24 protein-coding genes are annotated in these 26939 nt (G+C 65.3%); 14 read left to right on the top strand and 10 right to left on the bottom strand.

Features of this window, described 5'->3' with window-relative positions; genetic code table 11:
• The first annotated feature begins 304 nt into the window (after positions 1 to 304).
• The 10 genes from D7325_RS16185 (at position 305) to dctM (ending at position 10949) form a co-directional block, all read left to right on the top strand.
• Positions 305 to 577 (top strand): hypothetical protein, encoded by a 273-nt coding sequence (locus D7325_RS16185; protein ID WP_120997459.1) that lies wholly within the window; start codon positions 305 to 307, stop codon positions 575 to 577.
• A gap of 314 nt (positions 578 to 891) precedes the next feature.
• On the top strand, positions 892 to 1962 hold the full coding sequence (gene rfbB / locus D7325_RS16180; protein ID WP_120997457.1) for a dTDP-glucose 4,6-dehydratase: 1071 nt from the start codon (positions 892 to 894) through the stop codon (positions 1960 to 1962).
• On the top strand, positions 1959 to 2831 hold the full coding sequence (rfbA, locus tag D7325_RS16175) for a glucose-1-phosphate thymidylyltransferase RfbA (RefSeq protein ID WP_120997455.1): 873 nt from the start codon (positions 1959 to 1961) through the stop codon (positions 2829 to 2831). Before rfbB ends, rfbA begins: the two co-directional genes overlap by 4 nt.
• Complete coding sequence (gene rfbC, locus D7325_RS16170) at positions 2828 to 3373, top strand: dTDP-4-dehydrorhamnose 3,5-epimerase (protein WP_120997453.1); 546 nt, start codon at positions 2828 to 2830, stop codon at positions 3371 to 3373. The genes rfbA and rfbC overlap by 4 nt, the downstream gene beginning before the upstream one ends.
• A complete protein-coding gene (gene rfbD / locus D7325_RS16165; protein WP_120997451.1) occupies positions 3370 to 4278 on the top strand; it encodes a dTDP-4-dehydrorhamnose reductase in 909 nt (302 codons plus the stop codon). Before rfbC ends, rfbD begins: the two co-directional genes overlap by 4 nt.
• A gap of 76 nt (positions 4279 to 4354) precedes the next feature.
• On the top strand, positions 4355 to 6166 hold the full coding sequence (locus tag D7325_RS16160) for a sensor histidine kinase (protein ID WP_120997449.1): 1812 nt from the start codon (positions 4355 to 4357) through the stop codon (positions 6164 to 6166).
• Positions 6163 to 7554: a sigma-54-dependent transcriptional regulator gene (locus tag D7325_RS16155; RefSeq protein ID WP_120997447.1), complete on the top strand. Its 1392-nt coding sequence runs from the start codon at positions 6163 to 6165 to the stop codon at positions 7552 to 7554. Before D7325_RS16160 ends, D7325_RS16155 begins: the two co-directional genes overlap by 4 nt.
• A 299-nt stretch (positions 7555 to 7853) precedes the next feature.
• Positions 7854 to 8846: a C4-dicarboxylate TRAP substrate-binding protein DctP gene (gene dctP / locus D7325_RS16150; protein WP_120997445.1), complete on the top strand. Its 993-nt coding sequence runs from the start codon at positions 7854 to 7856 to the stop codon at positions 8844 to 8846.
• Positions 8847 to 9042: 196 nt separating this feature from the next.
• Positions 9043 to 9669 (top strand): TRAP transporter small permease, encoded by a 627-nt coding sequence (locus tag D7325_RS16145; RefSeq protein WP_120997443.1) that lies wholly within the window; start codon positions 9043 to 9045, stop codon positions 9667 to 9669.
• The gene (gene dctM, locus D7325_RS16140) at positions 9669 to 10949 is read left to right on the top strand and encodes a C4-dicarboxylate TRAP transporter large permease protein DctM (RefSeq protein WP_120997441.1); all 1281 of its coding nucleotides are present in this window, start codon (positions 9669 to 9671) and stop codon (positions 10947 to 10949) included. The genes D7325_RS16145 and dctM overlap by 1 nt, the downstream gene beginning before the upstream one ends.
• 94 nt (positions 10950 to 11043) lie before the next feature.
• Here the strand turns inward: dctM and D7325_RS16135 are convergent, their stop codons facing one another.
• Complete coding sequence (locus D7325_RS16135) at positions 11044 to 11646, bottom strand: 2OG-Fe(II) oxygenase (RefSeq protein ID WP_120997439.1); 603 nt, start codon at positions 11644 to 11646, stop codon at positions 11044 to 11046.
• A gap of 144 nt (positions 11647 to 11790) precedes the next feature.
• On the opposite strand from D7325_RS16135, the gene D7325_RS16130 reads away from it, so the two are divergent.
• Positions 11791 to 12525 carry a DUF2059 domain-containing protein gene (locus tag D7325_RS16130; protein WP_120997437.1) on the top strand — a complete coding sequence of 245 codons (735 nt, stop codon included), beginning with the start codon at positions 11791 to 11793 and terminating at the stop codon, positions 12523 to 12525.
• Here D7325_RS16130 and bipL read toward each other — a convergent pair whose 3' ends face one another.
• Positions 12526 to 13464, bottom strand: coding sequence for a phospholipase BipL (gene bipL / locus D7325_RS16125; protein ID WP_120997435.1), 939 nt, complete (start codon positions 13462 to 13464; stop codon positions 12526 to 12528).
• Positions 13465 to 13557: 93 nt separating this feature from the next.
• Here bipL and D7325_RS16120 point away from each other — a divergent pair, with 93 nt between their 5' ends.
• Together D7325_RS16120 and D7325_RS16115 are read left to right on the top strand one after the other, a co-directional pair.
• On the top strand, positions 13558 to 14127 hold the full coding sequence (locus D7325_RS16120) for a DUF6436 domain-containing protein (protein ID WP_120997433.1): 570 nt from the start codon (positions 13558 to 13560) through the stop codon (positions 14125 to 14127).
• Between the two features lie 98 nt (positions 14128 to 14225).
• Complete coding sequence (locus D7325_RS16115; protein ID WP_120997431.1) at positions 14226 to 15731, top strand: methyl-accepting chemotaxis protein; 1506 nt, start codon at positions 14226 to 14228, stop codon at positions 15729 to 15731.
• A gap of 34 nt (positions 15732 to 15765) precedes the next feature.
• Here the strand turns inward: D7325_RS16115 and D7325_RS16110 are convergent, their stop codons facing one another.
• The 8 genes from D7325_RS16110 to D7325_RS16075 form a co-directional block, all read right to left on the bottom strand.
• A complete protein-coding gene (locus tag D7325_RS16110; protein WP_120997429.1) occupies positions 15766 to 16659 on the bottom strand; it encodes an ABC transporter permease subunit in 894 nt (297 codons plus the stop codon).
• Between the two features lie 145 nt (positions 16660 to 16804).
• Positions 16805 to 17701, bottom strand: a complete 897-nt coding sequence (locus D7325_RS16105) for an ABC transporter permease subunit (protein WP_120997427.1) — start codon at positions 17699 to 17701, stop codon at positions 16805 to 16807.
• Positions 17698 to 18852 carry an ABC transporter ATP-binding protein gene (locus D7325_RS16100; protein WP_120997425.1) on the bottom strand — a complete coding sequence of 385 codons (1155 nt, stop codon included), beginning with the start codon at positions 18850 to 18852 and terminating at the stop codon, positions 17698 to 17700. Before D7325_RS16100 ends, D7325_RS16105 begins: the two co-directional genes overlap by 4 nt.
• Positions 18853 to 18951: 99 nt before the next feature.
• Complete coding sequence (locus D7325_RS16095; RefSeq protein ID WP_120997423.1) at positions 18952 to 20040, bottom strand: polyamine ABC transporter substrate-binding protein; 1089 nt, start codon at positions 20038 to 20040, stop codon at positions 18952 to 18954.
• A 225-nt stretch (positions 20041 to 20265) separates the two neighbouring features.
• A complete protein-coding gene (locus D7325_RS16090) occupies positions 20266 to 21363 on the bottom strand; it encodes a polyamine ABC transporter substrate-binding protein (RefSeq protein ID WP_120997421.1) in 1098 nt (365 codons plus the stop codon).
• Between the two features lie 223 nt (positions 21364 to 21586).
• The gene (locus tag D7325_RS16085) at positions 21587 to 22942 is read right to left on the bottom strand and encodes an aspartate aminotransferase family protein (RefSeq protein WP_120997419.1); all 1356 of its coding nucleotides are present in this window, start codon (positions 22940 to 22942) and stop codon (positions 21587 to 21589) included.
• A 69-nt stretch (positions 22943 to 23011) separates the two neighbouring features.
• The gene (locus tag D7325_RS16080) at positions 23012 to 24370 is read right to left on the bottom strand and encodes a glutamine synthetase family protein (RefSeq protein ID WP_120997417.1); all 1359 of its coding nucleotides are present in this window, start codon (positions 24368 to 24370) and stop codon (positions 23012 to 23014) included.
• Between the two features lie 43 nt (positions 24371 to 24413).
• On the bottom strand, positions 24414 to 25160 hold the full coding sequence (locus D7325_RS16075; RefSeq protein WP_120997415.1) for a gamma-glutamyl-gamma-aminobutyrate hydrolase family protein: 747 nt from the start codon (positions 25158 to 25160) through the stop codon (positions 24414 to 24416).
• 252 nt (positions 25161 to 25412) lie between these two features.
• Here D7325_RS16075 and D7325_RS16070 point away from each other — a divergent pair, with 252 nt between their 5' ends.
• Positions 25413 to 26789: a glutamine synthetase family protein gene (locus D7325_RS16070; RefSeq protein ID WP_120997413.1), complete on the top strand. Its 1377-nt coding sequence runs from the start codon at positions 25413 to 25415 to the stop codon at positions 26787 to 26789.
• Positions 26790 to 26939 lie beyond the last annotated feature (150 nt).

Raw genomic sequence — 26939 nt, 5'->3', positions numbered from 1 at the left:
CCGCGCATTCTACAGCAGCCCTTCTTCGCGTCAAGCACTTTTTCGAAAATCTCTTTTCTACTCAACCGCTTGCCCCGCAGCCAGTACAACCTCCCTGACTGCGAGGCCGCGAATCATACAGCCATGGATTCTAGTGTCAACTGCTCTTCAGGAAATACTTAGCCACGTCGGCGGCCACACTTGAACCGGAAGGATGACGCGCTGTCATTTCTTGCAGGAGGGGCCCCGCCCCGCCATGAAGCACTTCGGTGACGTAATTTTCAGCGCCGAGTCGAATAGGCCGGCTTGAGATGAGGGGACGCACATGAAAATCCAATCGAAACTAGGCTTGGCCAGTGTTCTCCTGGCCGCCACTCTGGGACTGAGCGCCTGCGATATCGACAAAGAGCAAGACGGCGATCTGCCTGATGTAGATGTCAACGTAGAGGGCGGAGAACTCCCCGAATACGATGTCGATGCCCCAGACGTCGATGTGGGTACCGAGCAGAAAACGATCACGGTGCCCGATATCGATGTCGATATGCCGGAAGAGGCAGACCCGATGGAGGCGCCACCCGCAACGACCGGCCAACAATAAGGGTTGGCCCTAGTTTGGATTGGTAGCGCCGCCAGGTGCTACCAATCCATTTTCCGCTCCGATTTTAAATACGCACCGCATAGCGCCAAGTCCTCCCTTCAACCGGCTTCGCCTGTTTCGGGACCATGCCCAAGGAACACAGCCTCGTGTCGCCTGGATCCGACCGATCGCCGCAGCCTGCCGCAAGGATCAGAACGGGACGTATCATTCGCGACTGCGCAATCCCGCCCCGGGAATTTTAATCACCTACCAAGGTCTATCCAGCCGACTGCTACGAGCTGCACGCTCAACAACGCGCCAAGGAAGCACACGACATGCGCATCTTCGTAACCGGCGGAGCCGGGTTCATCGGTTCCGCCCTAGTTCGCCACCTTATTCTCGATACCAACCACCACGTCCTGAACCTCGACAAGCTCACCTACGCCGGCAATCTGGAATCGCTGGCGCTAGTAGAGGGGAATTCCCGCTATCAGTTCGTGCTGGGAGATATCGCTGACCGTGCGCGAGTAAGCGAAGCGCTGCTGGAATTCCAGCCGGACGCCATCATGCACCTGGCCGCCGAATCTCACGTCGATCGCTCCATCGACGGTCCGGCCGAGTTCATCCACACCAACATCGTCGGTACCTACCAGCTGCTGGAAGCCGCCCGCGCCTACTGGCAGACGCTGCCCGAAGGGCGTCGTCAGGCGTTCCGCTTCCATCACATCTCCACCGATGAGGTGTATGGCGATCTGCACGGCGTCGACGATCTGTTCACCGAAACCACGCCCTACGCGCCGAGCTCGCCGTATTCGGCCAGCAAGGCCTCGTCGGACCATCTGGTCCGCGCCTGGCAGCGCACCTATGGGCTGCCGGTACTGATCACCAACTGCTCGAACAACTACGGCCCCTATCACTTCCCCGAGAAGCTGATCCCGCTGGTCATCCTCAATGCACTGGACGGCAAGCCGCTGCCGATCTACGGGGACGGCTCGCAGATCCGCGACTGGCTGTTCGTCGAAGACCATGCCCGCGCCTTGTTCAAGGTGGTCAGCGAAGGCAAGGTCGGCGAAACCTACAATATCGGTGGCCATAACGAGCAGAAGAACATCGACGTGGTGCGCGGCATCTGCGCCCTGCTCGAAGAGCTGGCACCGAACAAGCCGGCCGGGCTCGCCCGCTATGAAGACCTGATCACCTTCGTCAAGGATCGCCCTGGCCACGACCTGCGCTATGCCATCGATGCCAGCAAGATCGAGCGCGAACTTGGCTGGGTTCCGCAGGAGACCTTCCAGACCGGCCTGCGCAAGACCGTGCAGTGGTACCTGAACAACCTCGAATGGTGCCGTCGCGTTCAGGACGGCAGCTACCAGCGTGAGCGCCTCGGCGCCTTGGAGAACGCATGAAAGGAATCATCCTTGCCGGAGGCTCCGGCACTCGCCTGCATCCCATCACCCTTGGCGTATCCAAGCAGCTGCTGCCGATCTACGACAAGCCAATGGCCTACTACCCGATCTCGGTGCTGATGCTCGCTGGAATCCGCGACATCCTGGTCATCTCTACCCCGCACGATTTGCCGCAGTATCGCAACCTGCTGGGTGACGGCAGCCAGTTCGGCGTCAACTTCAGCTACGCCGAGCAGCCTTCGCCGGACGGCCTGGCCCAGGCTTTCCTCATTGGCGAGGAGTTCATTGGCGATGACTCGGTGTGCCTGATCCTTGGTGACAACATCTTCCACGGTCAGCATTTCACCGAAAAGCTGCAGCGCGCGGCGGCACAGCCGACGGGCGCCACGGTGTTCGGCTACTGGGTCAAGGACCCGGAGCGGTTCGGCGTGATCGACTTCGACGAGACCGGCAAGGCGCTGTCCATCGAGGAGAAGCCGAAGCAGCCAAAGTCCAGCTATGCGGTGACCGGCCTGTATTTCTACGACAACGACGTCATCGAGATCGCTAAGTCGATCAAGCCGTCGCCGCGCGGCGAGCTGGAGATCACCGATGTCAACATGGCCTACCTCAAGCGCGGCGACCTCAACGTCGAGCGCTTCGGCCGCGGCTTCGCCTGGCTCGACACCGGCACCCATGACAGCCTGCTCGAGGCCTCGCAATACGTGCAGACCATCGAGCACCGCCAGGGCCTGAAGGTCGCCTGCCTGGAAGAGATCGCCTACCAGAACAAGTGGATCGACCGCGAGCAGCTGCTGCGCCGCGCCGATGCCCTGGGCAAGACCGGCTATGGCCAGTACCTGTTCAAGCTGGCGGGTGAAGACGCATGAAGATCATCGAAACCAGCATTCCCGACGTCCTGATCATCGAGCCCAAGGTCTTCGGCGACGAACGCGGTTTCTTCTACGAGAGCTTCAACGCGGCCGCTTTCGAAGCGGCCACGGGGCTCAAGCGCCAGTTCGTCCAGGACAACCACTCCAAGTCCCAGCGCGGCGTGCTGCGTGGCCTTCACTACCAGATCCAGCAACCCCAGGGGAAGCTGGTGCGCGTCGTGGCCGGCGAGGTGTTCGACGTCGCCGTCGATCTGCGCCGCAGCTCACCGAGCTTTGGCCGCTGGGTCGGCACTCGCCTGAGCGCCGAGAACCAACGCCAGCTCTGGATTCCCGAAGGCTTCGCGCATGGCTTCGTGGTTCTCAGTGAGACGGCTGAATTCCTCTACAAGACCACCGATTACTACGCGCCGCAGCACGAGCGCAGCCTGCTATGGAACGACCCGGAGCTGGGCATCGAATGGCCGATCGACGAGTCCCCGCAGCTGTCTGCCAAAGACCAGGCCGGCAAGCCCCTGCGTGACGCGGAATGCTTCCCGTGAAAATCCTGCTCACCGGCGAATCCGGCCAGCTTGCCCGCGAACTTCTCCTCGAACTCGCGGGCGATGCGGAGCTGATTGCGCTCGGGCGCAGCGGAATGGACCTGGCGCAACCCTCGCGCATCCGGCAGACCGTCCGGCGGCTGCGGCCGGATCTCATCATCAACAGTGCCGCCTACACGGCGGTCGACCAGGCCGAGCACGAACAGGCCAAGGCCTTCGCCATCAACGGTACGGCACCTGGCGTGCTAGCCGAAGAAGCCGATCGGCTGGGTGCGCCGCTGCTGCACTTCTCGACCGACTATGTCTTCGACGGGAAGAAAGCCGAACCCTACACTGAACTCGATGCGCCGCAGCCGCTGAGTGTCTACGGAGCCAGCAAGCTGGCCGGCGAACAGGCGATCCAGGCCATCGGTGGCCAGCACCTGATCCTGCGCACGAGCTGGGTGTATTCCCGTCACGGCCGTAATTTTTTGCTGACCATGCAACGCCTGCTGCAGGAACGCCGCACGCTCGAGGTGGTGAACGACGAGCGCGGCGCGCCAACCTGGGCCGGGCACCTCGCCCAAGCTACCGCCGCATTGGTACGTCGCTGGCTGAACGATGGCCGCTTTCCCACCGGTCTGTATCACCTGACCGCGAGCGGCGAGACCAGCTGGCACGGATTCGCCCAGGCGATCGCCACGCACCTGCACGCCGAAGGCAGGTTGCGGGCGACGCTGAGTCCCATCGCTTCGCACGATTACCCGACACCAGCCAATCGCCCCGCCAACTCCCGGCTCAGCTGCGTGCGACTGGAGCGCGACTGGGGTGTGCGCCTGCCCAACTGGGAGGCCGGCCTGAGCGAATGCCTGGCCAATGCCTCGGCCATCGACGCAGGCGCCCTGGCGATCAGCCGGAGCGCTTGACCGTCCCTCGACCCGGAGGCTCGGGCCTGAACCAGCGAACGTGCATAATGCGGGCGCGAAACACAGGCGTACCCGCATGACTGCTGCCCAACCGATTCCTCGCCGCCCACGCTGGCGCACGCTCACCCTGCTCGCCGCGGTATTGATCCCCTTGCTGTGGCCGCTCCAGCAGCTGGCCGAGCGCTACTACACCAACGAGCTGCTCGAGCAGAATCGCCAGACGCTTGACCTCTATGTCGCCAACCTGCTCGGCACCCTGACCCGCTACGAAGTGATGCCCCGCATCCTGGGCGATCTGCCGCCCTTGCGCGAGGTGCTTGATGGCGAGCCGGAGCCCGCCGAGATCGATCGGGCCAATCGACTGCTCAAGCGCTTGCAGCGCGATACCGGCGCGGATGCCATCTACCTGATGCAGCCGGACGGCGACACCATCGCCGCCTCCAACTGGGACGAGCCGGACAGCTTCGTTCGGCGCAACTTCGCGTTCCGCCCGTATTTTCGCGAGGCGATGGCCGGCAAGCTCGGTCGCTTCTTCGGCCTCGGCACGACATCCGGCAAGCGCGGCTACTATTTCGCGGCGGCCGTGCGTGACGCAGACGAGGAACTCGGCGCAGTCGTGGTGAAGGTCGACCTGGACAACACCGAAGTGCTCTGGGGCAACACGCCGGAGCAACTGCTGGTTACCGACAACTATGGCGTGGTGATCCTCACCTCCAAGCCCGAGTGGCGATTTCACGCCACGCGCGCACTCGATCAGGCCGAGCGCGAGCAGATCGCGTTCGACCAGCCCTACCCGACCCTCGAACCCGAGAACCTCACGCTCGACCTCGATGCCTGGCTGATCCAGAGCCGCGAACTCAAGGACATCGGCTGGACCGTGCGCATCCTCGCCCCGACCAGCCTTGTCGAGCGCCCGGTGCAGACCGTCGTGGCGATCGGCGGCGCGACCCTGCTGGCGCTGCTGCTCTGGATCGGACTCCTGATGCAACGCCGGCGGCACTTCATCGAGCGACTCGCGATGGAAGCCAGCACCCGGCGCGAGCTGGAACACCGCGTCCAGGCGCGTACGCGGGACCTGGAGGCGCTCAACGCCCGGCTGAAGACCGAAGTGCTCGAACGCGAGCATGCGCAGCAGGAGCTCGTTCGCGCCCAGGACGAACTGCTGCAGGCCGGCAAGCTGTCCGCGCTCGGCACCATGTCGGCGAGCATCAGCCACGAGTTGAACCAACCCCTTGCAGCCATTCGCAGCTACGCCGACAACGCCGGCGTGCTGCTCGATCACCAACGGCTCGACGAGGCTCGCGGCAATCTCGGCCTGATCAGCGAGCTGACCGGGCGCATGGCTTCGATCATTGCCCACCTGCGGGCCTTCGCCCGGCGCGACCGGCACGCGCCGGAACGGGTGGCGCTGCAACCGGCGCTGGAGGATGCGCTGTCGCTGGTGGCCAAGCGCCGTCAGGCGATGAACGTCGAACTGGTACGCGATCTGCCCGAAGCGACGCTCTGGGTCCAAGCCGGCGAGACGCGCCTGCGCCAGGTGCTCGCCAATCTGCTGGCCAATGCGCTCGATGCGCTCGGCGAACGGCCGCTGCCCCGGCGCATCTGGCTCAGCACACACACCCAGCCCGATGGCGTGACGCTGCTGTTGCGCGACAACGGTCCGGGCTTTTCCACCGAAGCGCTGCAACGCGCCCGTGAACCCTTTTTCACCACCAAGACCAGCGCCCAGGGCCTGGGACTTGGCCTGGCGATCTGCGACACGCTGGTGCGCGGCCTGGGTGGCGAGCTGCGGCTCGGCAACCACCCCGACGGCGGCGCCGAAATCGGCCTGTTCCTGCGCTCGGCCGAACAGAGCCTGGCATTCCCGACCGAGGACTATCTGCCATGACCACCGGCGCCGCCTTCGATCACCGCACCCAGATCGTCCTCATCGATGACGACGCCCACCTGCGCAAGGCGCTCGCGCAGACCCTCGACCTCGCCGGCCTGAGCGTCGTTACCCTGGGCGAGGCGAAAACGCTACTGGCAAGCCTGCCCGCCGATTGGCCCGGCGTGGTGGTCAGCGACATCCGCATGTCCGGCATAGACGGTCTGCAACTGCTCGCCGAGCTCCAGGCACGCGACGCCGAGCTGCCCGTCTTGCTGATAACCGGCCACGGCGACGTCCCGCTCGCCGTCCAGGCGATGCGGGCCGGTGCTTACGACTTCCTGGAAAAGCCTTTCTCCAGCGAGGCCCTGCTCGATAGCGTGCGGCGTGCATTGGCCCTGCGCGCCCTGGTGCTGGAGAACCGCAGCCTGCGCCTGGCATTGGCCGACCGGCAGGAGCTGTCGACACGGCTGCTCGGGCAATCGCAGGCCACCCAGCGCCTGCGCGAGCAGATCGGCGCGCTCGCAACCACTCAGGCCGACGTGCTGATCCTCGGCGAGACCGGCGCCGGCAAGGAGGTGGTCGCCCGCGCCCTGCATGACCTGTCGAGCCGCCGTGGCGGGCCATTCGTCGCGATCAATGCGGGGGCGCTGGCCGAGTCGGTCGTCGAGAGCGAGCTGTTCGGCCATGAAGCCGGCGCCTTCACCGGCGCGCAGAAGCGTCGGATCGGCAAATTCGAATTCGCCAACGGCGGCACCCTGTTTCTCGACGAGATCGAAAGCATGAGCCTGGAGGTGCAGGTCAAATTGCTGCGCCTGCTGCAGGAGCGCGTGGTCGAGCGCCTCGGCGGCAACCAGTCGATCCCGCTCGATATCCGGGTCATCGCGGCGACCAAGGAGGACCTGCGCCAGGCCGCCGATCAGGGCCGCTTCCGCGCCGACCTCTATTACCGGCTCAACGTCGCCCCGCTACGCATCCCGCCGTTGCGCGAGCGGAGCGACGACGTACTGTTCCTGTTCCAGCATTTCAGCGAAATCGCGGCACGGCGACATGGGCTGCCCGGCCGCTCCTTGCTGCCCGAGCAGCGCAGCAGCCTGCTCCGCCACGATTGGCCCGGCAACGTGCGCGAACTGCAGAATGCCGCCGAGCGATTCGCGCTCGGGCTGGATATTGGGCTTGGCAGCCCGCTGGAAGCCCCGACGGATGCTCCGGGCGTGGCGACCAACCTGTCCGAACAGGTCGAGGCGTTCGAGCGCGCGCTGATCAACGCCGAACTCGCCCGCCCCCACGGCTCGTTGCGCAGCGTCGCAGAAGCCCTGGGCCTGCCCCGCAAGACGCTGCACGACAAACTGCGCAAGCATGGCCTGGTATTTGCCGATGGCGGAAGTTCGCCAGACGAAGGCGAATGACTGGCGGATTTCCGCCATCAGCTGTACTGACACCGAAACATCATCGCCGCATCACCAGTGCGTCACGTCCCAGAGCATGCTGCGACCTGCTCCGCTTCCCTGCTGAAAACCTCGTCCTAGGGCCTCGCCTAAGCGGTTAAGGGGTGGTACAAGGCGATGCGCACAAGCCTATGGCCAGACAATGGCACGTTGCTTGCTGCCACCTACCGGGCGCCGCCTGCGCGACGTTTTGCCGCGCGACGGCCCTTTACTGCCGAGCCCGCCCTGTGAAGCGGACTCTCACAACAAGAGGAACCACCATGTTCAAGTTGACTGCCAAGGCGCTCGCCTGCGCCCTGTCTCTGAGCCTTGCGGGCATCGCCCAGGCCGCCGACCCGATCGTCATCAAGTTCTCCCATGTCGTCGCCGAAAACACGCCGAAAGGCCAAGGCGCGCTGATGTTCAAGAAGCTGGTGGAAGAGCGTCTGCCCGGCAAGGTCGAAGTTCAGGTCTATCCGAACTCCTCGCTGTTCGGTGACGGCAAGGAAATGGAAGCCCTGCTGCTCGGCGACGTTCAGCTGATCGCCCCGTCCCTGGCCAAGTTCGAGCATTACTCCAAGGGCGTCCAGGTATTCGACCTGCCGTTCCTGTTCGACGACATCGCTGCGGTCGACCGCTTCCAGAAGAGCCCGGAAGGCCTGGCCCTGCTGAGCTCGATGAAGGACAAGAACATCACCGGCCTGGGTTACTGGCACAACGGCATGAAGCAGCTGTCGGCCAACAAGCCGCTGCGCGTGCCGACCGATGCCCGCGGCCTGAAGTTCCGCGTGCAGGCTTCGCAGGTACTGGAAGAGCAGTTCAAGGCCGTTCGCGCCAACCCGCGCAAGATGAGCTTCGCCGAGGTCTACCAGGGCCTGCAGACCGGTGTGGTCAACGGTGCCGAAAACCCCTACTCGAACATCTACTCGCAGAAGATGCACGAGGTTCAGGACTACATCACCGAGTCCAACCACGGCCTGCTCGACTACATGCTGATCACCAACACCCAGTTCTGGGATGGCCTGCCGGCTGACGTCCGCACCGAGCTGGAAAGCATCCTGCAGGAAGTGACCGTTGCCGTGAACCAGAAGGCCGACGAGCTGAACCAGGCCGACAAGCAGCGCATCCTCGATGCCGGCACCACCGAGATCCTCACCCTGACGCCGGAAGAGCGTGCCAAGTGGCGTGAAGCCATGAAGCCGGTCTGGAAGAAGTTCGAAGGCGAGATCGGTGCCGACCTGATCAAGGCCGCCCAGGCGTCCAACGCTCAGTAAGACAGTCGTTCCAAGGGGGCTGGTCTAGACTGGCCCCTGCTGTCCGCTCGACGGACAGGCCAGTGAAAACCGCAGCTGGCCGACGGCCTGCCAGAGGCCAGCGGCGGTTTCCATTGTCCTGTCGCGGCCAGAGGCCGACATCCCGGGCGCCCACCCAGCGCTCACAACAATTCCAGTTCTCCGGGAGATGACAACCATGAACGCCATTCGGCGCGTCTGGGACCATTTCGAGGAAATCGCCGTCGCGTTCCTGCTCGCGGCCATGACGCTAGTGACCTTCGTCTACGTCATCCTCAACAACCTCTACACCGTCTTCTATGACCTGGCTGACCGCTTCGAAGGGTCCAGCGAGCTCTTCTTCGCCATCGGTGATTTCATCATCGGACTGGCCCAGGCGATGACCTGGAGCAACGCGCTGACCAAGGCGCTGTTCGCCTGGCTGATCTTCCTCGGCATCGCCTACGGCGTGCGCACCGCTGGCCATATCGGCGTCGACGCGCTGGTCAAGCTGGCACCGCGCCCGATGCAGCGCGTGATCGGCATCGTCGCCTGCCTGGCCTGCCTCGGTTACGCCGGGCTGATGACCATCGCCAGCTACGACTGGGCGTACACCCTGCTGGAAGCCAACATCGGCGCCGAAGACCTCGGCCACATCGGCATCAAGCAATGGCACATCGCGATGGTGGTGCCGTTCGGCTTCGCCATGATGTTCATCCGATTCGCCGAAATCTTCGTACGCATCCTGCGTAACGAGCAGACCGGCCTGGGGCTGGCCGACGAAGCGGCCGATGCCGCCAAGCTGGGCATGGAGGAGCCGAAGTAATGACTATCCTGTTCCTGTTCGTCGCGCTGTTCATCCTGATGTTCCTCGGGGTGCCCATCGCTGTCTCGCTGGGCCTGGCGGGCTCGCTGACCATCATGCTGTTCAGCGAGGACTCGGTCCGCTCGCTGGCCATCAAGCTGTTCGAGACCTCTGAGCACTACACGCTGCTGGCGATTCCGTTCTTCCTGCTCGCCGGCGCCTTCATGACCACCGGCGGCGTGGCGCGTCGTCTGATCGACTTCGCCAACGCCTGCGTCGGCCACATTCGTGGCGGCCTGGCGATCGGCGCGGTCCTGGCGTGCATGCTGTTCGCCGCGCTGTCCGGCTCGTCGCCGGCGACGGTCGCTGCGGTCGGCTCCATCGCCATCGCCGGCATGGTCCGCTCGGGCTACCCGCAGGCATTCGGCGCGGGCATCGTCTGTAACGCCGGTACGCTGGGCATCCTCATCCCGCCGTCGGTGGTGATGGTGGTCTACGCCGCGGCGACCGAAACCTCGGTCGGCAAGCTGTTCATGGCCGGCGTGGTACCGGGCATCCTGCTCGGCGCCGTGCTGATGGCGGCGATCTACCTGATCGCGGTGAAGAAGAACCTGCCGGCACTGCCGCGCGCCTCCTTCCGCCAGTGGCTGTCGGCCGGTCGCAAGGCGCTCTGGGGCCTGCTGCTGATGGTGATCATCCTGGGCGGCATCTACTCGGGCATGTTCACGCCCACCGAGGCCGCCGCCGTCGCCGCCGTCTACTCCGCCTTCATCGCCATGTTCGTCTACAAGGACATGAAGATCAGCGAAGCGCCGAAGGTGCTGCTGGAGTCGGGCAAGCTGTCGATCATGCTGATGTTCATCATCGCCAACGCGATGCTGTTCGCCCACGTGCTGACCACCGAGCAGATCCCGCAGACCATCACCGCCTGGGTGCTGGAAGCGGGCCTGGAGCCCTGGATGTTCCTGCTGGTGGTGAACATCGTGCTGCTCGTGGCCGGTGCCTTCATGGAGCCGTCGGCGATCATCCTGATCCTGGCGCCGATCCTCTTCCCGATCGCCGTCGAGCTCGGCATCGACCCGATCCACCTCGGTGTGATCATGGTGGTGAACATGGAGATCGGCCTGATCACCCCGCCGGTCGGCCTGAACCTGTTCGTCACCTCGGCGGTGACCGGCATGACCGTTCCGCAGGTCATCCGCGCGGCGATGCCGTGGCTGATGATGCTGATCGGCTTCCTGATGGTCATCACTTACATTCCGGCCGTCTCGCTCGCACTGCCGAACTGGTTGGGCATGTAAGCCTCACCGATCCGGTCCATGACGACGCCCTGCGAGGCCAGCCCTCGCGGGGCGTCGTCGTTTCAGGGCCGCTGCACGGCCGTCGAAACAGAGGTCAGAGAACGCTCGTGGCGCGACGCTTGAACCAGCCGGTGAGCGACAACCGCTCGGTTGCGGTCGGCAGCACCTCGTGCGGCACCTCGCCCGACAGGAACACGGCGAGGGTTCCGGCAACGGGCGCCACGTCGACCGGCTCAAGGCCGGGCAGATGGAGCCTCAGCTCACCGCCGTCGCCCGGCTGCCAGTCGGGATTGAGGTACAGCACCACACTGACGGTGCGGCGGTCGTCGTCGCGGAAGCGATCCAAGTGGGTCTTGTAGAAGGCGCCCGGCGGGTAGGCGGCGAAATGGCACTCGAATTCGTCGAGCCCGAGGAAGAACGCCTGGTTCAACGCCTGGCGCAGCGACGCCATGAGCGTCAGATAGCGGTCGCAGACCGGACTGAACCCCTCATCCAGCCAGAGGATGTGGTCGCCACGAATGGCTTCATGCACGGCTTGCGCGTTGCCACGACCGACGCCGGCCGGCGACAAGGCATCCCCCGCGGCGAGTCTGCGGCACTCCGCGGCCAGCTCGGCGGTCAGATCATTCGCAAGGAAGCACGGCTGCACCGACCAGCCACGAGCGGCCAGCCCTTCGATCAAGGGGTCGAACTGCAAGATGAAACTCCACTGGAGAACCGGCCCGGGACAGGCGCAGAGGACGCCAACGGCCGTGCCGCAGAGTCTAGCAGCGCCCGGTCCCGGCGCCTCGACAGTTCCTGACGAGGCGCAGAAAATAGTCCGCCCCAACCAGGAGCTCCCATGCGCGCCTTCCTAGCCTTGATCCTGCTGACCCTCAGCCTCCCCGCCCTCGCCGATTCCTACGACGAGCTCTACCGCAGCGCCGGCTGGGCCGAGCAGCGCGCCCACTTCGGCGATGCGCTCGATGCCGCCCAGACCCGGTACCGCAACACGCTGCCGCCCGCGATCTACGAAGCCCTGGTGCGCAACAGCGACAGCCGTTTCGCGCCGGCCGCCATGGATCAACGGGCGATTTCGACGCTCCGCCAGGCCTTGGCCGACCCACAGCCGGCGCTCGCGTTCTACCAGTCGCCACTCGGCCGCAAGATCGTCGCCGCCGAAACCAAGGCAACCACCCAGGCCGAACTGCTCCGCCACGCCAATGGCTTGCCGACCATCCAGGCCGGTAGCAACCGTGAACTGCTGATTCGTCATCTGGCGCAGGCGCTGCCGATCACCGAGGCGGGCGCCGAGGTCAGCCTGGCGCTGGCCGGCATGGCTGCCGACAGCCTGAGCCAGATGCTTCCCGGCGTGCTTGGCGGCGCCCAGGCCGACGGGCTGCTGCAAGAGCAGCGTCAGCGGCTGATGCAGCAAATGGCCGGCGAGGTCGACAACACCCTGCTGTATGTCTATCGCGACCTCTCCGACCCGGAGCTCGAAGAGTACGTGCAGTTCGCCCAGTCCGAGGCCGGCCAGGCGTACTACCGTGCCGCCTTGGCGGCCCTGCGCGCGGCGCTCAACCCGCCGCAGGGCTGATCAGCCGAGGCGATCGTCGAGGTGGTCGAACAGGCGTCGCCGCAGGTCGGCGCGTTCGTTGACCAGGTGATGCCGGGCATCGCCCAGCCGCAGCACCTCGGGCCTGTCGAACTTTTCATCCAGCACCCTCAGGTTGTGCCGCCAGTCCACGGTCATGTCCGCCTCGCCCTGGATGATGACCGGGCGGACCGCCGAGCGCGGCGCGGCTTCGATGCGCGGAATCCATTGCGCCAGCGCCCCGACCCAGGCGGTCGGCAGGATGGTCGACTGGAGACGGTCCTGCGAACGCACGAAGGCCAGAAAGTCGGGGTCGCCAGAGTTGTCGCTGTAGCGCCGCGGAATCTGCCGGACGAACCGGCGCAACAGCGCGTAACTGACCCGCGACCAACCCCAGGCCCGCGGCCGGACCAGCGGCGCGAACAACAGCGTTTCGCCACAGCCCTCGATCGGCTCGCCCAGCAGCAGGCGATCGATGAGAATCGCCCCGCCGGTGCTTTGCCCGAGCAGGTGCCAGGGGCTCGGCAGATCGAGCGCCCTGGCCTCGGCCAACAAGGCGTCCAGCACCCGCTGGTACTCCTCGAAACTGTCGATGCTCGCCATCGCGCCGTCCGACAGGCCATGCCCCGGCAAATCGCAGCCGAGCACCGCGAAGCCACGAGCCAGCGCCCAGTCGATGGCATGGCGATACAGGCCCATGTGGTCGTAATAGCCATGCAGCACCAGCACCGTGGCCTTGGGCTCATCGGGTAGCCAGGCCTGCAGGACGACCTCGTAGCGGCCCGCTCGCACCTTGCCCAGGCGGCGTTGCACGCGTGCGCGATGGGGCAGGTCGAGCCCGTAGAAGCGCTGGTACGCCGCGACCGCTGCCGGCGCATCGCAGGCCACCGTGATCGGCCCGAACAAGGCGCGCAGCTCGGCCGCGTTCATGCCTTCGAACATAGAGGCTGTCTCTTCCATTGAACCGGGCCGCGATATTCAGCCGCGTCGCCGCGCGTGGCAAGCTAGCGGGCTTCGCCAACGCCCCGGATCGCCATGACCCCTCGCCGTAAATTCGTGCTCGCGCTGCTCGTGCTCGGCCTGTGGGCTGCCGGCTTCTGGCTTGCCCGCGGCTGGTACCAGGACAGCTACCTGCGCACCTTCGACACCCGGACCGTGCTGTTCAACGGCGACGGCCTGGCCCTGCCGCAGAAAATCGCCGGGGCGGGGCCAATCCGCCTCGTGCACTTCTGGGACCCGGCCTGCCCCTGCAACGTCGGCAACCAGCAGCACCTCGCCGAACTGATCGAGCGCTATGCCGGCCGGGGCGTGGCCTTCTATTCGCTGCGCAAGGCCGCCGAAGACGCACCGGACATCGCGCCCCTGCCGGGCTTGCAGCCGCTCGCCCGGCTCGAGGGCGCCGACGGCCTGCCGGCGAGCCCCGCGGTCGCCATCTGGGACACGACCGGTCGTCTGATTTACGTCGGTCCCTACAGCGAAGGCGCCGTCTGCACCTCAAGCAACAGCTTCATCGAGCCGATATTGGAGAGTCTGCTGCAAGGTCGGCCGGTGTCCGCCACCCATTCGCTGGCAAGCGGCTGCTTCTGCGACTGGACCGACCGATAACCGGTGCCATCCGCATCAGACCGACAAGAACGCGCGAAGGATGCCCGGCCACCCGGCCGTACCGTTCGGGACGAACGCCCACGCTTCGGTGACCGGCCATGCGCCATTCCCTCGATCGTCTTGACCTGCACTACCGCAAGGCCGACCGCATCATGCTGTCGGTGGTCTGGCTGATGGCAATCAGCTCGCTCGCGCTCGCCGCCTGGCACGACACCTGGGGACAGGCGCTGCTCGTCGGCGGCGGCACTGCGCTGATCCTCACCGTGCTCAACAGCCTACTGCCAGGCCAACGCAGCCTGCGCTGCGCGATGGCGGCCGGTTTCATGATTCTCTCGGCGCTGCACATCAACCAGACGCACGGCCTGATCGAAGCCCACTTCGGGATCTTCGCCCTGCTGGCGTTCCTGATGTTCTATCGCGACTGGCTGCCGATCGTCGTCGCCGCCGCGACCATCGCCGCCCATCACCTGCTGTTCTTCGCCCTGCAACAGGCCGGTGCCGGCGTGCACATGGTCGATCACGGCAGCTGGGGCGTGGTGACGATGCACGCGCTGTACGTGGTGCTCGAGTCGTCGATCCTGATCTACATGGCTCGCCAGGCCCGCAGCGAAGCCGAGGAAGGCGCCGCCCTGCTCGATATCGCCAAGCGGCTCGGCGACAGCGCCGGTCCGATCGACCTGGCCTACCGCAGCCCGGTGCAGGGCGCGCTGGTGCAGCACTTCAACCACTTCCTGGCCAAGCTCGAGCATCTCGTTCGCCAGGTGATCGAAGAGAGCGGCGCGCTGCGCCACATGGGCGACGGCCTTGGCGCGACCACCGGTCGGCTCGGCGAAGGCGCGCGCCAGCAACTCGACGAAGGCCTGTTCATGAGCAGCGCCATCGAACAGATGTCGCGTGCGATCGACGAGGTCGCCTCGCATGCCGATCAGGCCGCCCGCACCGCCCGTGAGGCCAACGTCAAATCGGCCGAAGGAAGCGCCGCCGTCGACCACGTGCGCAGCGAGATCCAGCGCCTGGCCGACAACATCGACGGCACCGACGCCGAGGTGCAGTCGCTTGCCGGCCAGTCCGAGGAGATCGGCAAGGTGCTGGAAGTGATCCGCGCCATCGCCGAGCAGACCAACCTGCTGGCCCTCAACGCGGCCATCGAAGCGGCGCGCGCCGGCGATCAGGGCCGGGGCTTCGCGGTCGTCGCCGACGAAGTGCGCAATCTCGCGCAGAAGACCGCCACCTCGACGACCGAGATCCAGGCGATCATCGGCCGGCTTCAGCAGAGCAGCCGCCAGGCCGCGCACGCCATGCGCGACAGCCGCAGCGGTGTCGCCCGTTGTGTCGAGGACAGCCAGCGTACGGCCGACCTGCTCGCCAGCGTCGCCCGCGAGATCGAAGCCATCAGCCAGATGAACGAACGCATCGCAGCGGCTACCCACCAGCAGGCCGCGGCCAGCGCCGAGGTCAACGGGCATCTTGCCGGGGTGCAACGCATCGCCGAGCAGAACGACGAGGAAGCCTCACGCCTGCGCCGCGATAGCCAGCACCTGGTCGAGCTCACCGAGCGCCTGGCCGGCCTGAGCACGCAGTTCCAGGTCAGCCGGGGTCGCTGAGTCGGCGCGGCCCGGCGCCTGCTGCCCGCCAGGATCAGCTATGGGCGGGCGGCGGCAGCATCGTCGGGCGGCCGGATGGGCCGGCGACGTCCAGCGTGGCGTCCTCCATCGCCTCCTGCATGGCCTTCTGCCGGCGCCGGTCGGCACGGCGGGTCATGTACCAGGCGATGAAGGTGGCGATCGACACGACCAGCAGGATCAGGCTGGCAACCGCGTTGATCTCGGGCTTCACGCCGAGGCGCACGGCCGAGAAGATTTCCATCGGCAGGGTCGTGGCGCCTGGTCCCGAGACGAAGCTGGCCAAGACCAGGTCATCCAGCGAGAGCGCGAACGACAGCATGCCGCCGGCCGCCAGCGACGGCGCGATCATCGGCACGGTGATCAGGAAGAATACCTTCCAGGGCCGCGCCCCGAGGTCCATCGCCGCCTCCTCGATCGACAGATCGAGCTCGCGCAGCCGCGCCATCACCACCACCGCCACGTACGCCGAGCAGAAGGTGGTGTGAGCGATCCAGATGGTCACCAGCCCCCGCTGCGCCGGCCAGCCGACCAGTTGCGCCATGGCCACGAAGAGCAACAGCAGCGACAGGCCGGTGATCACTTCGGGCATGACCAGCGGCGCTGTCACCAGGCCGCCGAACATCGTCCGACCGCGAAAGCGCGGGATGCGCGTCAGCACGAAGGCCGCCATCGTGCCCAGCGCGACCGCGGCGATCGCCGTGTAGAAGGCCACCTCCAGCGAGCGCATCACCGCGCCCATCAGCTGGGTGTTGTCGAGCAGGCCGACGTACCACTTCACCGACCAGCCGCCCCACACGGTCACCAGCCGCGATTCGTTGAACGAATAGATGACCAGGATGACCATCGGCAGGTAGATGAAGAACAGGCCCAGTACCAGGATCAGGTTGGACAGGCTGTAGCGCTTCATGGCCGGGCCTCCGGTTGCAGCGTTCCCGCAGTGCTCGTGCCGGCGCGGGCATGCTCGCGATCGTTCGTGCCGGCCGGAATCGCCAGCAAGCCGGCTCCTACAGGAGCAAGGCGCCCGCACGCCGCTTGGCGCTTCACGGTGCCGGTCATAGCTTGCCCTCCAGCTCTTTCGCCTGGTTGCGGTTGAACAGGATGATCGGCACCAGCAGGATCGCCAGCATCAGCACCGCCAGCGACGCGGCGACCGGCCAGTCGCGGTTGTTGAAGAATTCCTGCCACAGCACCTTGCCGATCATCAGCGTCTCGGGGCCACCGAGCAGCTCGGGGATGACGAACTCGCCCACCACGGGGATGAACACCAGCATGCAGCCGGCGATGATGCCGTTCTTCGACAGCGGCACGGTGATCTTCCAGAAGCTGGTCAGATCCCGCGCGCCGAGGTCGGAGGCCGCCTCGAGCAGGCTCGCGTCGTGCTTGACCAGGTTGGCGTACAGCGGCAGCACCATGAACGGCAGGTACGAGTACACCACGCCGATGTAGACGGCGAGCTCGGTATTGAGGATGCGCAGCGGCTCGTCGATCAGGCCCAGGCCGAGCAGCAGCTCGTTGAGAATGCCGTTGCTGCTGAGGATGCCCATCCAGGCGTAGACGCGGATCAGGATCGCCGTCCAGGTCGGCATCATGATCAGCAGCAGCAGGACCGTCTGCAGGTCCTTGCGCGCGCGGGCGATGGCGTAGGCCATCGGGTAGCCGATCAGCAGGCACGCCAGCGTGCTGACGAAGGCCACCTTGAGCGAGCCCAGGTAGGCGGCCAGATACAGCTCGTCTTCGGAGAGAAAAATGTAGTTGCCGAGGTTGATGACGATCTGCAGCTTCTGCTCGACGTAGCCGAAAACCTCGGTATACGGCGGGATCGCCACGGCCGCCTCGGAAAAGCTGATCTTCAGCACGATGATGAACGGCAGCAGGAAGAACAGCACCAGCCAGACGAAGGGCACGCCGATGACCAGGCGGCGGCCGAAGTTCAGCGTCGGGCGGCTCATGCCTGCAGCACCACGCCGCTGTCGTTCAGCCAGTGCAGGTAGACCTTCTCGTCCCAGGTCGGGCGCCACTTCATGTGCCGCTCGGAGTTGGCGGCGAAGGCCTGCACCAGCATTCCGGATTCGAGCTGTACGTAGTACACCGAATGCCCGCCGAGGTAGGCGATGTCATGGACGATGCCGGTGGTCCAGTTGTAGTCGGCCATTTCCACGTTCGGCGCGGTGGTGCTCATGAGCAGCTTTTCCGGGCGCAAGGCGAAGGTGACGCGCTTGTCTTCGGCACGGCTGCTGATGCCGTGGCCGATGTAGATCGGCCGCTCGAGCTGCGGACAGTCGATCACTGCGTGGTCTTCCACGTCCTCGACCAGCTCGCCGTCGAACAGGTTGACGTTGCCGATGAACTCGCAGACCAGCCGGCTCGCCGGGGTTTCGTAGATGTCCATCGGGCTGCCGACCTGGGCGATCCAGCCCTGGTGCATGATCGCCAGGCGCTCGGACATGGTCATGGCCTCTTCCTGGTCATGGGTCACCATCACGCAGGTCACCCCGACGCGTTCGATGATCTGCACCAGTTCGAGCTGCATCTGCGAGCGCAGCTTCTTGTCCAGCGCGCCCATCGGCTCGTCGAGCAGCAGGAGCTTGGGCCGCTTGGCCAGCGAGCGGGCCAGTGCGACACGCTGGCGCTGGCCGCCGGAAAGCTGATGCGGCTTGCGCTTGGCGTACTGCGCCATCTGCACCAGCTTGAGCATCTCGTCGACACGCGCCTTCACTTCGTCCTTGGGCAGGCCGTCCTGCTTGAGACCGAAGGCGATGTTCTGCTCGACCGTCATATGCGGGAACAGCGCATAGGACTGGAACATCATGTTGATCGGCCGCTCGTAGGGCGGCAGATCGGTGATGTCCTGGCCGTCGAGGTAGATGCGGCCGTCGGTGGGCCGTTCGAAGCCGGCCAGCATCCGCAGCAGTGTGGACTTGCCCGAACCCGAACCACCGAGCAGCGCGAAGATTTCGCCCTGGTGAATGCTCAGCGAGACGTCATCGACCGCCACCGTCTCGTCGAACTTCTTGGTGATGCGGTCGATCTTGAGCAGGACCTGCTTGGTTTGACTCTCGCCGGTCAGGGCCTTCTTGAAGGCGCTGGAGGCAACGGCCATGCGCGAACTCCCGAATGTAGAAACGTTGGACCCGGCCGCGGCAGGGTGTGGGTCGGGTCCACCCGGCCGGACGCACGCGCCGGCCGGGAGGAGCCGTGTTCAGGTACCGGACTTGACCTTGGTCCAGGTCCGAGTCATCAACCGTTGCAGATCCGGCGGCAGCTCCTCGGACACGTACAGGCGGTCGATCACATCATCCGGCGGATAGATGGCCGGATCGTTGCGGACCGCCGGATCCATCAGCTCGCCGGCATGCAGATTGGGGTTGGCGTAGCCGACGTAGTCGCTGACCTTCGCGATGACGGCCGGCTCCAGCAGGAAATCGATGAAGGCATGCGCTTGCTCGACGTTGGCGGCGTCCTTGGGGATCGCCAGCATGTCGAACCAGAGGTTGGCGCCTTCCTTGGGAATGGCATAGGCGATCTCGACGCCGTTACCCGCCTCTTCGGCGCGTGCGGCCGCCTGGAACACGTCGCCCGAATAGCCGACGGCCACGCAGATGTTGCCGTTGGCGAGGTCGGAAATGTATTTGGAAGAGTGGAAGTAGCGCACGTAGGGCCGGACTTCCAGCAGCTTGGCCTCGGCCTTCTCGTAGTCCGCCTTGTTGGTGCTGTAGGCCGGTAGCCCCATGTAGTTCATCACCGCCGGGATCATCTCGTCGCCCGAGTCGAGGAACGCCACGCCGCATTCGGCGAGCTTCTTCATGTTCTCCGGCTCGAACACCACGGCCCAGGAGTCGATGGTGTCGACGCCGAGCGCCTGCTTCACCTTCTCGACGTTGTAGCCGATGCCGTTGGTGCCCCAGAGGTAAGGCACGGCGTACTGGTTGCCCGGGTCGTTCTTGTCGAGCTGCTTGAGCAGCTTGGGATCGATGTTGTTCCAGTTGTCGAGCTGGTCGCGGTCGAGCTTCTGGAAGGCGCCGGCCTTGATCTGCTTGGCGAGGAAGTGGTTGGACGGCACCACCACGTCGTAGCCGCTGCGGCCGGCGAGCAGTTTGCCTTCGAGCGTTTCGTTGGAATCGAAGACGTCGTAGACGGGCTTGATGCCGGTCTTTTTCTCGAAGTCCTCGAGCGTCGTCTCGCCGATGTAATCGGACCAGTTGTAGATGTGCACGGTCGGAGCGGCCTGGGCCGAGACGGCGGCACCGAAGCCGGCGGCGACGGCCAGCAACCTGAAAGTCGAGCGCATGGGTAGTCCTCTGTTCCGGGCCGCAACTGGCCCCGCCGGGCGGAGGCGGCTATTTAGTGGAAAATCCTCGAAAGATCAACGCTGGAGTGGGGTTTGTCGCGATCGGCCGGAACCTGCCGACCGATCGCCAGGGGCAACGGGGCGCCAGGCGCCGTTCGAGCCCGTTGCGCAGCAGGGTCGGGACCCTCGCCTGCCGGCGCTCGAACGCGCTGTGCGCCACGTCGATCAACGCCCGGACTTGATCCGCGTCCAGCTGCGGGTCATCGCGCGCTGGGTCTTCGCATCGAGGTCAGGGAAGGTGTAGAGCTTCTGCAGCACTTCCTTGGTCGGGTAGACGCCCGGGTCGAGACGGATCGAGTCGTCGACCAGCGGTGTCGCCGCGGCGTTGCCGTTGGGGAACTGCACGTAGTTGGTGATCGAAGCGATCACCTCCGGCTTGAGCAGGTAGTTGATGAAGGCGTGCGCCTCGTCGACGTTCTTCGCGTCAGCCGGGATGGCCAGCATGTCGAAGAAGGTACCGGCGCCTTCCTTCGGAATCTGGTACTTGATGGTCACGCCGTTGGCCGCTTCCTCGGCGCGGGACTTGGCCTGATAGATGTCACCCGAGTAGCCGATGGCGACGCAGATGTTGCCGTTGGCCAGGTCCGAGATGTACTTCGAGGAATGGAAGTAGGCGACGTTCGGGCGGATCTGCATGAACAGCTCCTCGGCCTTCTTCAGCTCGTCGGTCTTGGTGCTGTCCGGCGCGTAGCCCAGGTAATTCATGGCCGCCGGCAGGATTTCGGTCGGCGAGTCGAGGAAGGACACGCCGCACTCCTTCAGCTTCTCGATGTTCTCCGGCTTGAACACCAGGTCCCAGGAATCGACCGGCGCGTTTTCGCCGAGGACCGCCTTGACCTTGTCGACGTTGTAGCCAATGCCAATGGTGCCCCACATGTAGGGGACGCCGTACAGGTTGCCCGGATCGCTCGGCTGCAGGGCCTTGAGCAGGTCGGGATCGAGGTTGTCCCAGTTGGTCAGTTTGGACTTGTCCAGCTTCTGGAACACGCCAGCCTTGATCTGCTTGGCGAGGAAGGGGTTGGACGGCACCACCACGTCATAGCCCGAGCTGCCGGCCAGCAGTTTGGCTTCCAGCACTTCGTTGCTGTCGAAGACGTCGTAGACGACCTTGATGCCGGTTTCCTTGGTGAAGTTCTCCAAGGTGTCTTCAGCGATGTAATCCGACCAGTTGTAGACGTGCAGCACCTTGTCTTCGGCCTGCGCGGCCCCGGCGACTGCGCCGCCGAGCGCCAGGGCGATGAGGGTCTTGGCAAAGGGTTTCATCCGTGCAGCTCCTGTTGTCGTAGTTCGTTGAGAGGCGGTGAACAGGCCGGGATCGCCTTGACAGCGCGGATGTCCGGGCCCCGCCCGGCATGTGCCGGAACGGCTGGACGGCTGGTGGGTGCGTCAGGCCGGCGCACGCGCGCAGTCTGGCAATTTCGCACGCGTTTTAACAGCCTTCGGCGCGGACAGAACTGGCGGTTGGCCAGTGCCGCGCCGAGGCGAATCACTTCACGTCCCTCGCCGTGGCATCCAGGCAACGGGTCACCTTGTCGATCAACTCGTCGATCTCCGCCTCGCTGATCACCAGCGGCGGCGAAACGATCATGCTCTCGCCCACGGCCCGCATGACCAGCCCGTTGCGGAAGCAATGCTCGCGGCAGGTCATCGCCGCGCCCGGATCGGCGAACCGCTCGCGGGTCTTCTTGTTCTTCACCAGTTCCAGCGCGCCGAGCATGCCGACGCCGCGCGCCTCGCCCACCAGCGGGTGATCGGCCAGTTCACGCCAACGCGCTTGCAAATAAGGCGCCGTCTTGTCGCGCACCCGCTCGATGATGCGTTCCTCCTTGAGGATGCGCAGGTTCTCGAGCGCCACCGCCGCGGCCACCGGGTGCCCCGAGTAGGTGAAGCCGTGGTAGAACTCGCCGCCCTCGTTGAGCGTCGCGACCACCTCGTCGCGGACGATCACCCCACCCATCGGCAGGTAGCCGGAGGTCAGGCCCTTGGCGATCGGCATCAGGTCCGGCGCGTTGCCGTAATAATCGCTGCCGAACCAGTGGCCGGTACGGCCGAATCCGCAGATCACCTCGTCGGCGATCAGCAGGATGCCGTAGCGGTCGATGATCTGGCGGATGCGCGGCCAGTAGCTGTCCGGCGGGATGATCACGCCACCGGCGCCCTGGATGGGCTCGGCAATGAAGGCCGCGACCTTGTCGGCGCCCACTTCCAGAATCTTGCGCTCGAGCTGGTCGGCGACCTTGACGCCGAATTCGTCCGGATCGAGCTCGCCACCTTCGCCGTACCAGTACGGCTGGTCGATGTGCTCGATGCCCGGAATCGGGCAATCGCCCTGCCCGTGCATGGCCTTCATGCCGCCGAGGCTGGCGCCGGCGACCGTCGAGCCGTGGTAGCCGTTCCAGCGCCCGATGATCACTTTTCGCTCAGGCTGGCCCTTGATCGCCCAGTAATGGCGCACCATGCGCAGCACGGTGTCGTTGGCCTCGGAGCCGGAGCCGGTGAAGAAGACATGGTTCATTCCTTCCGGCGCGATCTCGGCGATCGCCTGCGCGAGTGCCAGCGCCGGCGGGTGGGCGGTCTGGAAGAAGAGGTTGTAGTACGGCAGCTCGCGCATCTGCCTGGCGGCGGCCTCGACCAGCTCCTCGCGGCCATAGCCGACGTTGACGCACCACAGGCCGGCCATCGCATCGAGGATCTGGTTGCCGTCGCTGTCCCACAGGTACACACCCGAGGCACGCTCGATGATCCGCGTGCCCTTGGCGTTCAGCGCCTTGTAGTCGGTGAACGGGGGCAGCAGGTGGTCGCGGCCCAGGGCCTGCCAGTGCTGGGTTTGCGAATCGCTCATCAGTCACCTCTATTGCCTGTATGTGAGTGATCGGTGGATGAGCGGCGCGTCATCCACCCTACGACTGCGTTACACCGACAGCATCAGGAACTCACGCTCCCACGAGCTGATCACTCGCTTGAAGTTCTCGTGCTCGGCGCGCTTGACCGCCACGTAGCCGCGGATGAATTTCGGGCTCAGGTAGCGCTCCAGCGCCGTACAGCTTTCCATGCGTTCCAGCGCCGCCTCGAGGTTCAACGGCAGGCGCAGGTTGCGGCGTTCATAGCCGCGCCCCTTGACCGGCTGGCTCGGCGGAATCTGCTCGACCATGCCGATGTAGCCGCACAGCAGGCTCGCGGCGATGGCGAGATAGGGATTGGCGTCGGCGCCGGCCAGGCGGTTCTCGACGCGGCGGTTGTGCGGATCGGAATCCGGCACGCGCAGCCCGACGGTGCGGTTCTCCTCGCCCCACTCGACGTTCACCGGCGCCGAGGTATCGGGCAGGAAGCGGCGGAACGAATTCACGTTGGGCGCGAACATCGGCAGCAGCTCGGGGATGAACTTCTGCAGGCCGCCGACGTGGTGCAGGAACAGCTCGCTCATCGAACCTTCGGCGTTGGAGAACACGTTGCGGCCGGTCTCCAGGTCCACCACGCTCTGGTGCAGGTGCATCGCGCTGCCCGGCTCGCCGGTCATCGGCTTGGCCATGAAGGTGGCCGCCACGTTGTGCTTGAGCGCGGCCTCGCGCATGGTCCGCTTGAACACCAGGATCTGGTCGGCCAGGTGCAGCGCCTCGCCGTGACGGAAGTTGATTTCCATCTGCGCGGTGCCTTCCTCGTGGATCAGGGTATCCAGATCCAGCCCCTGCGCCTCGCACCAGTCGTACATGTCCTCGAACAGCGGGTCGAACTCGTTGGCCGCGTCGATCGAGAAGGATTGCCGGCCCGTTTCCTGGCGGCCCGAGCGACCCACCGGCGGCTGGAACGGCAGGTCCGGGTCCTCGCAGCGCTTGGTGAGGTAGAACTCCATCTCCGGCGCGACGATCGGCTGCCAGCCCCGGTCGGCGTAGAGCTTCAGGACGGTCTTGAGGATGTTGCGCGGCGACAGCGCGATGGGAATGCCCATCTTGTCGTAAGTGTCGTGGATGACCAGCGCGGTCGGCTCGATGGCCCAGGGCACCAGGAACACCGCCGCCGGATCGGGCCGGCAGAACATGTCGATGTCCGCCGGATCGAGCAGTTCGTAATAGATGTCGTCCTCGACGTAGTCGCCGGTGACGGTCTGCAACAGCACGCTTTCGGGCAGGCGCATGCCCTTTTCGTCGAGGAACTTGTTGGTCGGGGAAATCTTGCCCCGCGCGATGCCGGTCAGGTCGCTGATCAGGCATTCGACTTCGGTGATCTTGCGTTCTTTCAGCCAGCCGGTGAGCTGGTCGAGCTTGCTAGTCATGGAGACCTCGGGTTGCTGGAACGACCGCCGATCCCTCGCACGGTCAACGTTGCCCGGCCCGCTCCCGGCAGGCCTGGGCGAAAGCTTCGAACAGCGCCAGATAATGCGGATGGCGATGAACCTGCCATTCCGGATGCCATTGCACGCCAAGGGCGAAGGTGCGGGCGTCCTCGACGGAGAACGCCTCGATCAGGCCATCCGGCGCCAGCGCCTCGATGCGCAGCCCGGCGCCCAGACGCTCGACACCCTGACCGTGCACGGAGTTCACCTCGATCCGCGCGGGCAGGCCGCAGCGCTCGAGCAATCCGCCAGGCTGCACGTGCAGCGGATGGCGTACGCCGTACTGCACCTCGACCGGATCCTCAGGCGATTCGCGGTGATCCTCGTAGCGGCCGACCTCATGCACCTTCTGGTACAGGCTGCCGCCGTAGGCGACGTTCATTTCCTGGTAGCCGCGGCAGATGCCGAACAGCGGCACGCCCGCCGCGACGGCCGCGCGAATCAGCGGCAGCGTGGTGCGATCGCGCATCGGATCGTGCGGCGTACCCGCTTCGCTGGCCGGCCCCTGGTAGTGGTGCGGCTCGACGTTCGAGGGCGAGCCGGTCAGCAGCAGACCATCTAGACTGTCGAGCAGCGTGGTCTGGTCGAACAGCTCGCCGAGCGCGGGAATGATCAGAGGGGTGCCGGCGATGGCCGCGGCGCGCAGGTACTTGTCGCCTGCGATGTGGAAGGCGTGATGGCCGATCTGCTTGGTACAGGCGGTGACGCCTATGAGCGGCAAGCGAGGCATTTGGAGCACCATCTTTCTGTCGAGAGGGTTGGCTGGAGAGTAGCCTTGTTCATTTTTTTACACAATAGCTGCCCCTTTTGTTGAACGCCGGCCCCGTCAGGCTCGCCCGAAACGCACCCGCCACGCCCCGAAAAAGGCCTTGCCGCGCCACAATTGGGCGCTCCCGAGGCCTATTGACAGGCTCCTGGCTTTTCGCTTGACTCCGGGAGGCCTACCCGACTGATTGAAATTTTTAACAATTAAGGTGTCACCATGTCGTCCCCGCCGCGTGCCGTTCAGCTCAACGAAGCGAACGCGTTTCTCAAGGAACACCCGGAGGTCCTCTACGTCGACCTGCTGATCGCCGACATGAACGGCGTGGTGCGCGGCAAGCGCATCGAGCGTGCCAGCCTGCACCGCGTCTACGAAAAGGGCATCAACCTGCCCGCCTCGCTGTTCGCCCTGGACATCAAGGGCATCACCGTCGAAAGCACCGGCCTGGGCATGGACATCGGCGACTCCGACCGCACCTGCTTCCCGATCCCCAACACGCTGTCGAAGGAACCCTGGCAGAAGCGCCCGACCGCGCAGCTGCTGATGACCATGCACGAGCGCGATGGCTCGCCGTTCTTCGCCGACCCGCGCGAAGTGCTGCGCCGCGTGGTGGCCAAGTTCGACGAGCTGGAGCTGACCGTGTGCGCGGCCTTCGAACTGGAGTTTTACCTGATCGACCAGGAGAACGTGAACGGCCGCCCGCAGCCGCCGCGCTCGCCGATCTCCGGCAAGCGGCCGCAGTCGACCCAGGTCTACCTGATCGACGACCTCGACGAGTACGTCGACTGCCTGCAGGACATCCTCGAAGGCGCCAAGGAGCAGGGCATTCCGGCCGACGCCATCGTCAAGGAAAGCGCGCCGGCGCAGTTCGAGGTCAACCTCCACCACGTCGCCGACCCGATCAAGGCGTGCGACTACGCCGTGCTGCTCAAGCGCCTGATCAAGAACATCGCCTACGACCACGAGATGGACACCACCTTCATGGCCAAGCCCTATCCGGGCCAGGCCGGCAACGGGCTGCACGTGCACATCTCCATTCTCGACAAGAACGGCAACAACATCTTCGCCACGGACAACCCCGTCGAGCACCCGCCGCTGCGCCATGCCATCGGTGGCATCCAGGAGACGATGGCCGCCTCGATGGCCTTCCTCTGCCCGAACGTGAATTCCTATCGCCGCTTCGGCGCGCAGTTCTACGTGCCGAACGCGCCGTGCTGGGGCCTGGACAACCGCACCGTAGCGCTGCGCGTGCCGACCGAAAGCCCCGATGCGGTGCGCATCGAGCACCGCGTCGCCGGCGCCGACGCCAATCCCTACCTGCTGCTCGCCGCGGTGCTGTCCGGTGTCCATCACGGCCTGACCAATGCCATCGAGCCGGACGACCCGGTCGAGGGCAACTCCTACGAGAAGGTCGAACCGAGCCTGCCCACCAACCTGCGCGACGCGCTGCGCCTGCTCGACGACAGCGAAGTCATGGCCCGCTACATCGACGCCACCTACACCGACATCTTCGTCGCCTGCAAGGAGAGCGAACTGGAGGAATTCGAGCACTCGATCTCGGACCTCGAATACAACTGGTACCTGCATACGGTCTGACGGCAGCGGATGTGCGGACCGCTGTGTTTTCAGATGGTTGGCGCGTGCCGGACGCGCCAGGCTCGGCGTGTTCGAGGGCTGCTCGTGTAGGAGCCAGCTTGCTGGCGATCAGGCCATGCCGATGGCTCGGGTGCGCAGCCAACGCCATGC

The organism is Stutzerimonas urumqiensis (assembly GCF_003640395.1).
GTDB classification, from domain to species: domain Bacteria; phylum Pseudomonadota; class Gammaproteobacteria; order Pseudomonadales; family Pseudomonadaceae; genus Stutzerimonas; species Stutzerimonas urumqiensis.
This window is presented reverse-complemented; position numbering and strand designations above follow the sequence as displayed.

Bases quoted from the DNA above. Each gene is read 5' to 3' on its own strand.
- D7325_RS16185 (WP_120997459.1), top strand. From the start codon at position 305: ATGAAAATCCAATCGAAACTAGGCTTGGCCAGTGTTCTCCTGGCCGCC.
- rfbB (WP_120997457.1), top strand. From the start codon at position 892: ATGCGCATCTTCGTAACCGGCGGAGCCGGGTTCATCGGTTCCGCCCTA.
- rfbA (WP_120997455.1), top strand. From the start codon at position 1,959: ATGAAAGGAATCATCCTTGCCGGAGGCTCCGGCACTCGCCTGCATCCC.
- rfbC (WP_120997453.1), top strand. From the start codon at position 2,828: ATGAAGATCATCGAAACCAGCATTCCCGACGTCCTGATCATCGAGCCC.
- D7325_RS16160 (WP_120997449.1), top strand. From the start codon at position 4,355: ATGACTGCTGCCCAACCGATTCCTCGCCGCCCACGCTGGCGCACGCTC.
- D7325_RS16155 (WP_120997447.1), top strand. From the start codon at position 6,163: ATGACCACCGGCGCCGCCTTCGATCACCGCACCCAGATCGTCCTCATC.
- dctP (WP_120997445.1), top strand. From the start codon at position 7,854: ATGTTCAAGTTGACTGCCAAGGCGCTCGCCTGCGCCCTGTCTCTGAGC.
- D7325_RS16145 (WP_120997443.1), top strand. From the start codon at position 9,043: ATGAACGCCATTCGGCGCGTCTGGGACCATTTCGAGGAAATCGCCGTC.
- dctM (WP_120997441.1), top strand. From the start codon at position 9,669: ATGACTATCCTGTTCCTGTTCGTCGCGCTGTTCATCCTGATGTTCCTC.
- D7325_RS16130 (WP_120997437.1), top strand. From the start codon at position 11,791: ATGCGCGCCTTCCTAGCCTTGATCCTGCTGACCCTCAGCCTCCCCGCC.
- bipL (WP_120997435.1), bottom strand. From the start codon at position 13,464: ATGTTCGAAGGCATGAACGCGGCCGAGCTGCGCGCCTTGTTCGGGCCG.
- D7325_RS16120 (WP_120997433.1), top strand. From the start codon at position 13,558: ATGACCCCTCGCCGTAAATTCGTGCTCGCGCTGCTCGTGCTCGGCCTG.
- D7325_RS16115 (WP_120997431.1), top strand. From the start codon at position 14,226: ATGCGCCATTCCCTCGATCGTCTTGACCTGCACTACCGCAAGGCCGAC.
- D7325_RS16110 (WP_120997429.1), bottom strand. From the start codon at position 16,659: ATGAAGCGCTACAGCCTGTCCAACCTGATCCTGGTACTGGGCCTGTTC.
- D7325_RS16105 (WP_120997427.1), bottom strand. From the start codon at position 17,701: ATGAGCCGCCCGACGCTGAACTTCGGCCGCCGCCTGGTCATCGGCGTG.
- D7325_RS16100 (WP_120997425.1), bottom strand. From the start codon at position 18,852: ATGGCCGTTGCCTCCAGCGCCTTCAAGAAGGCCCTGACCGGCGAGAGT.
- D7325_RS16095 (WP_120997423.1), bottom strand. From the start codon at position 20,040: ATGCGCTCGACTTTCAGGTTGCTGGCCGTCGCCGCCGGCTTCGGTGCC.
- D7325_RS16090 (WP_120997421.1), bottom strand. From the start codon at position 21,363: ATGAAACCCTTTGCCAAGACCCTCATCGCCCTGGCGCTCGGCGGCGCA.
- D7325_RS16085 (WP_120997419.1), bottom strand. From the start codon at position 22,942: ATGAGCGATTCGCAAACCCAGCACTGGCAGGCCCTGGGCCGCGACCAC.
- D7325_RS16080 (WP_120997417.1), bottom strand. From the start codon at position 24,370: ATGACTAGCAAGCTCGACCAGCTCACCGGCTGGCTGAAAGAACGCAAG.
- D7325_RS16075 (WP_120997415.1), bottom strand. From the start codon at position 25,160: ATGCCTCGCTTGCCGCTCATAGGCGTCACCGCCTGTACCAAGCAGATC.
- D7325_RS16070 (WP_120997413.1), top strand. From the start codon at position 25,413: ATGTCGTCCCCGCCGCGTGCCGTTCAGCTCAACGAAGCGAACGCGTTT.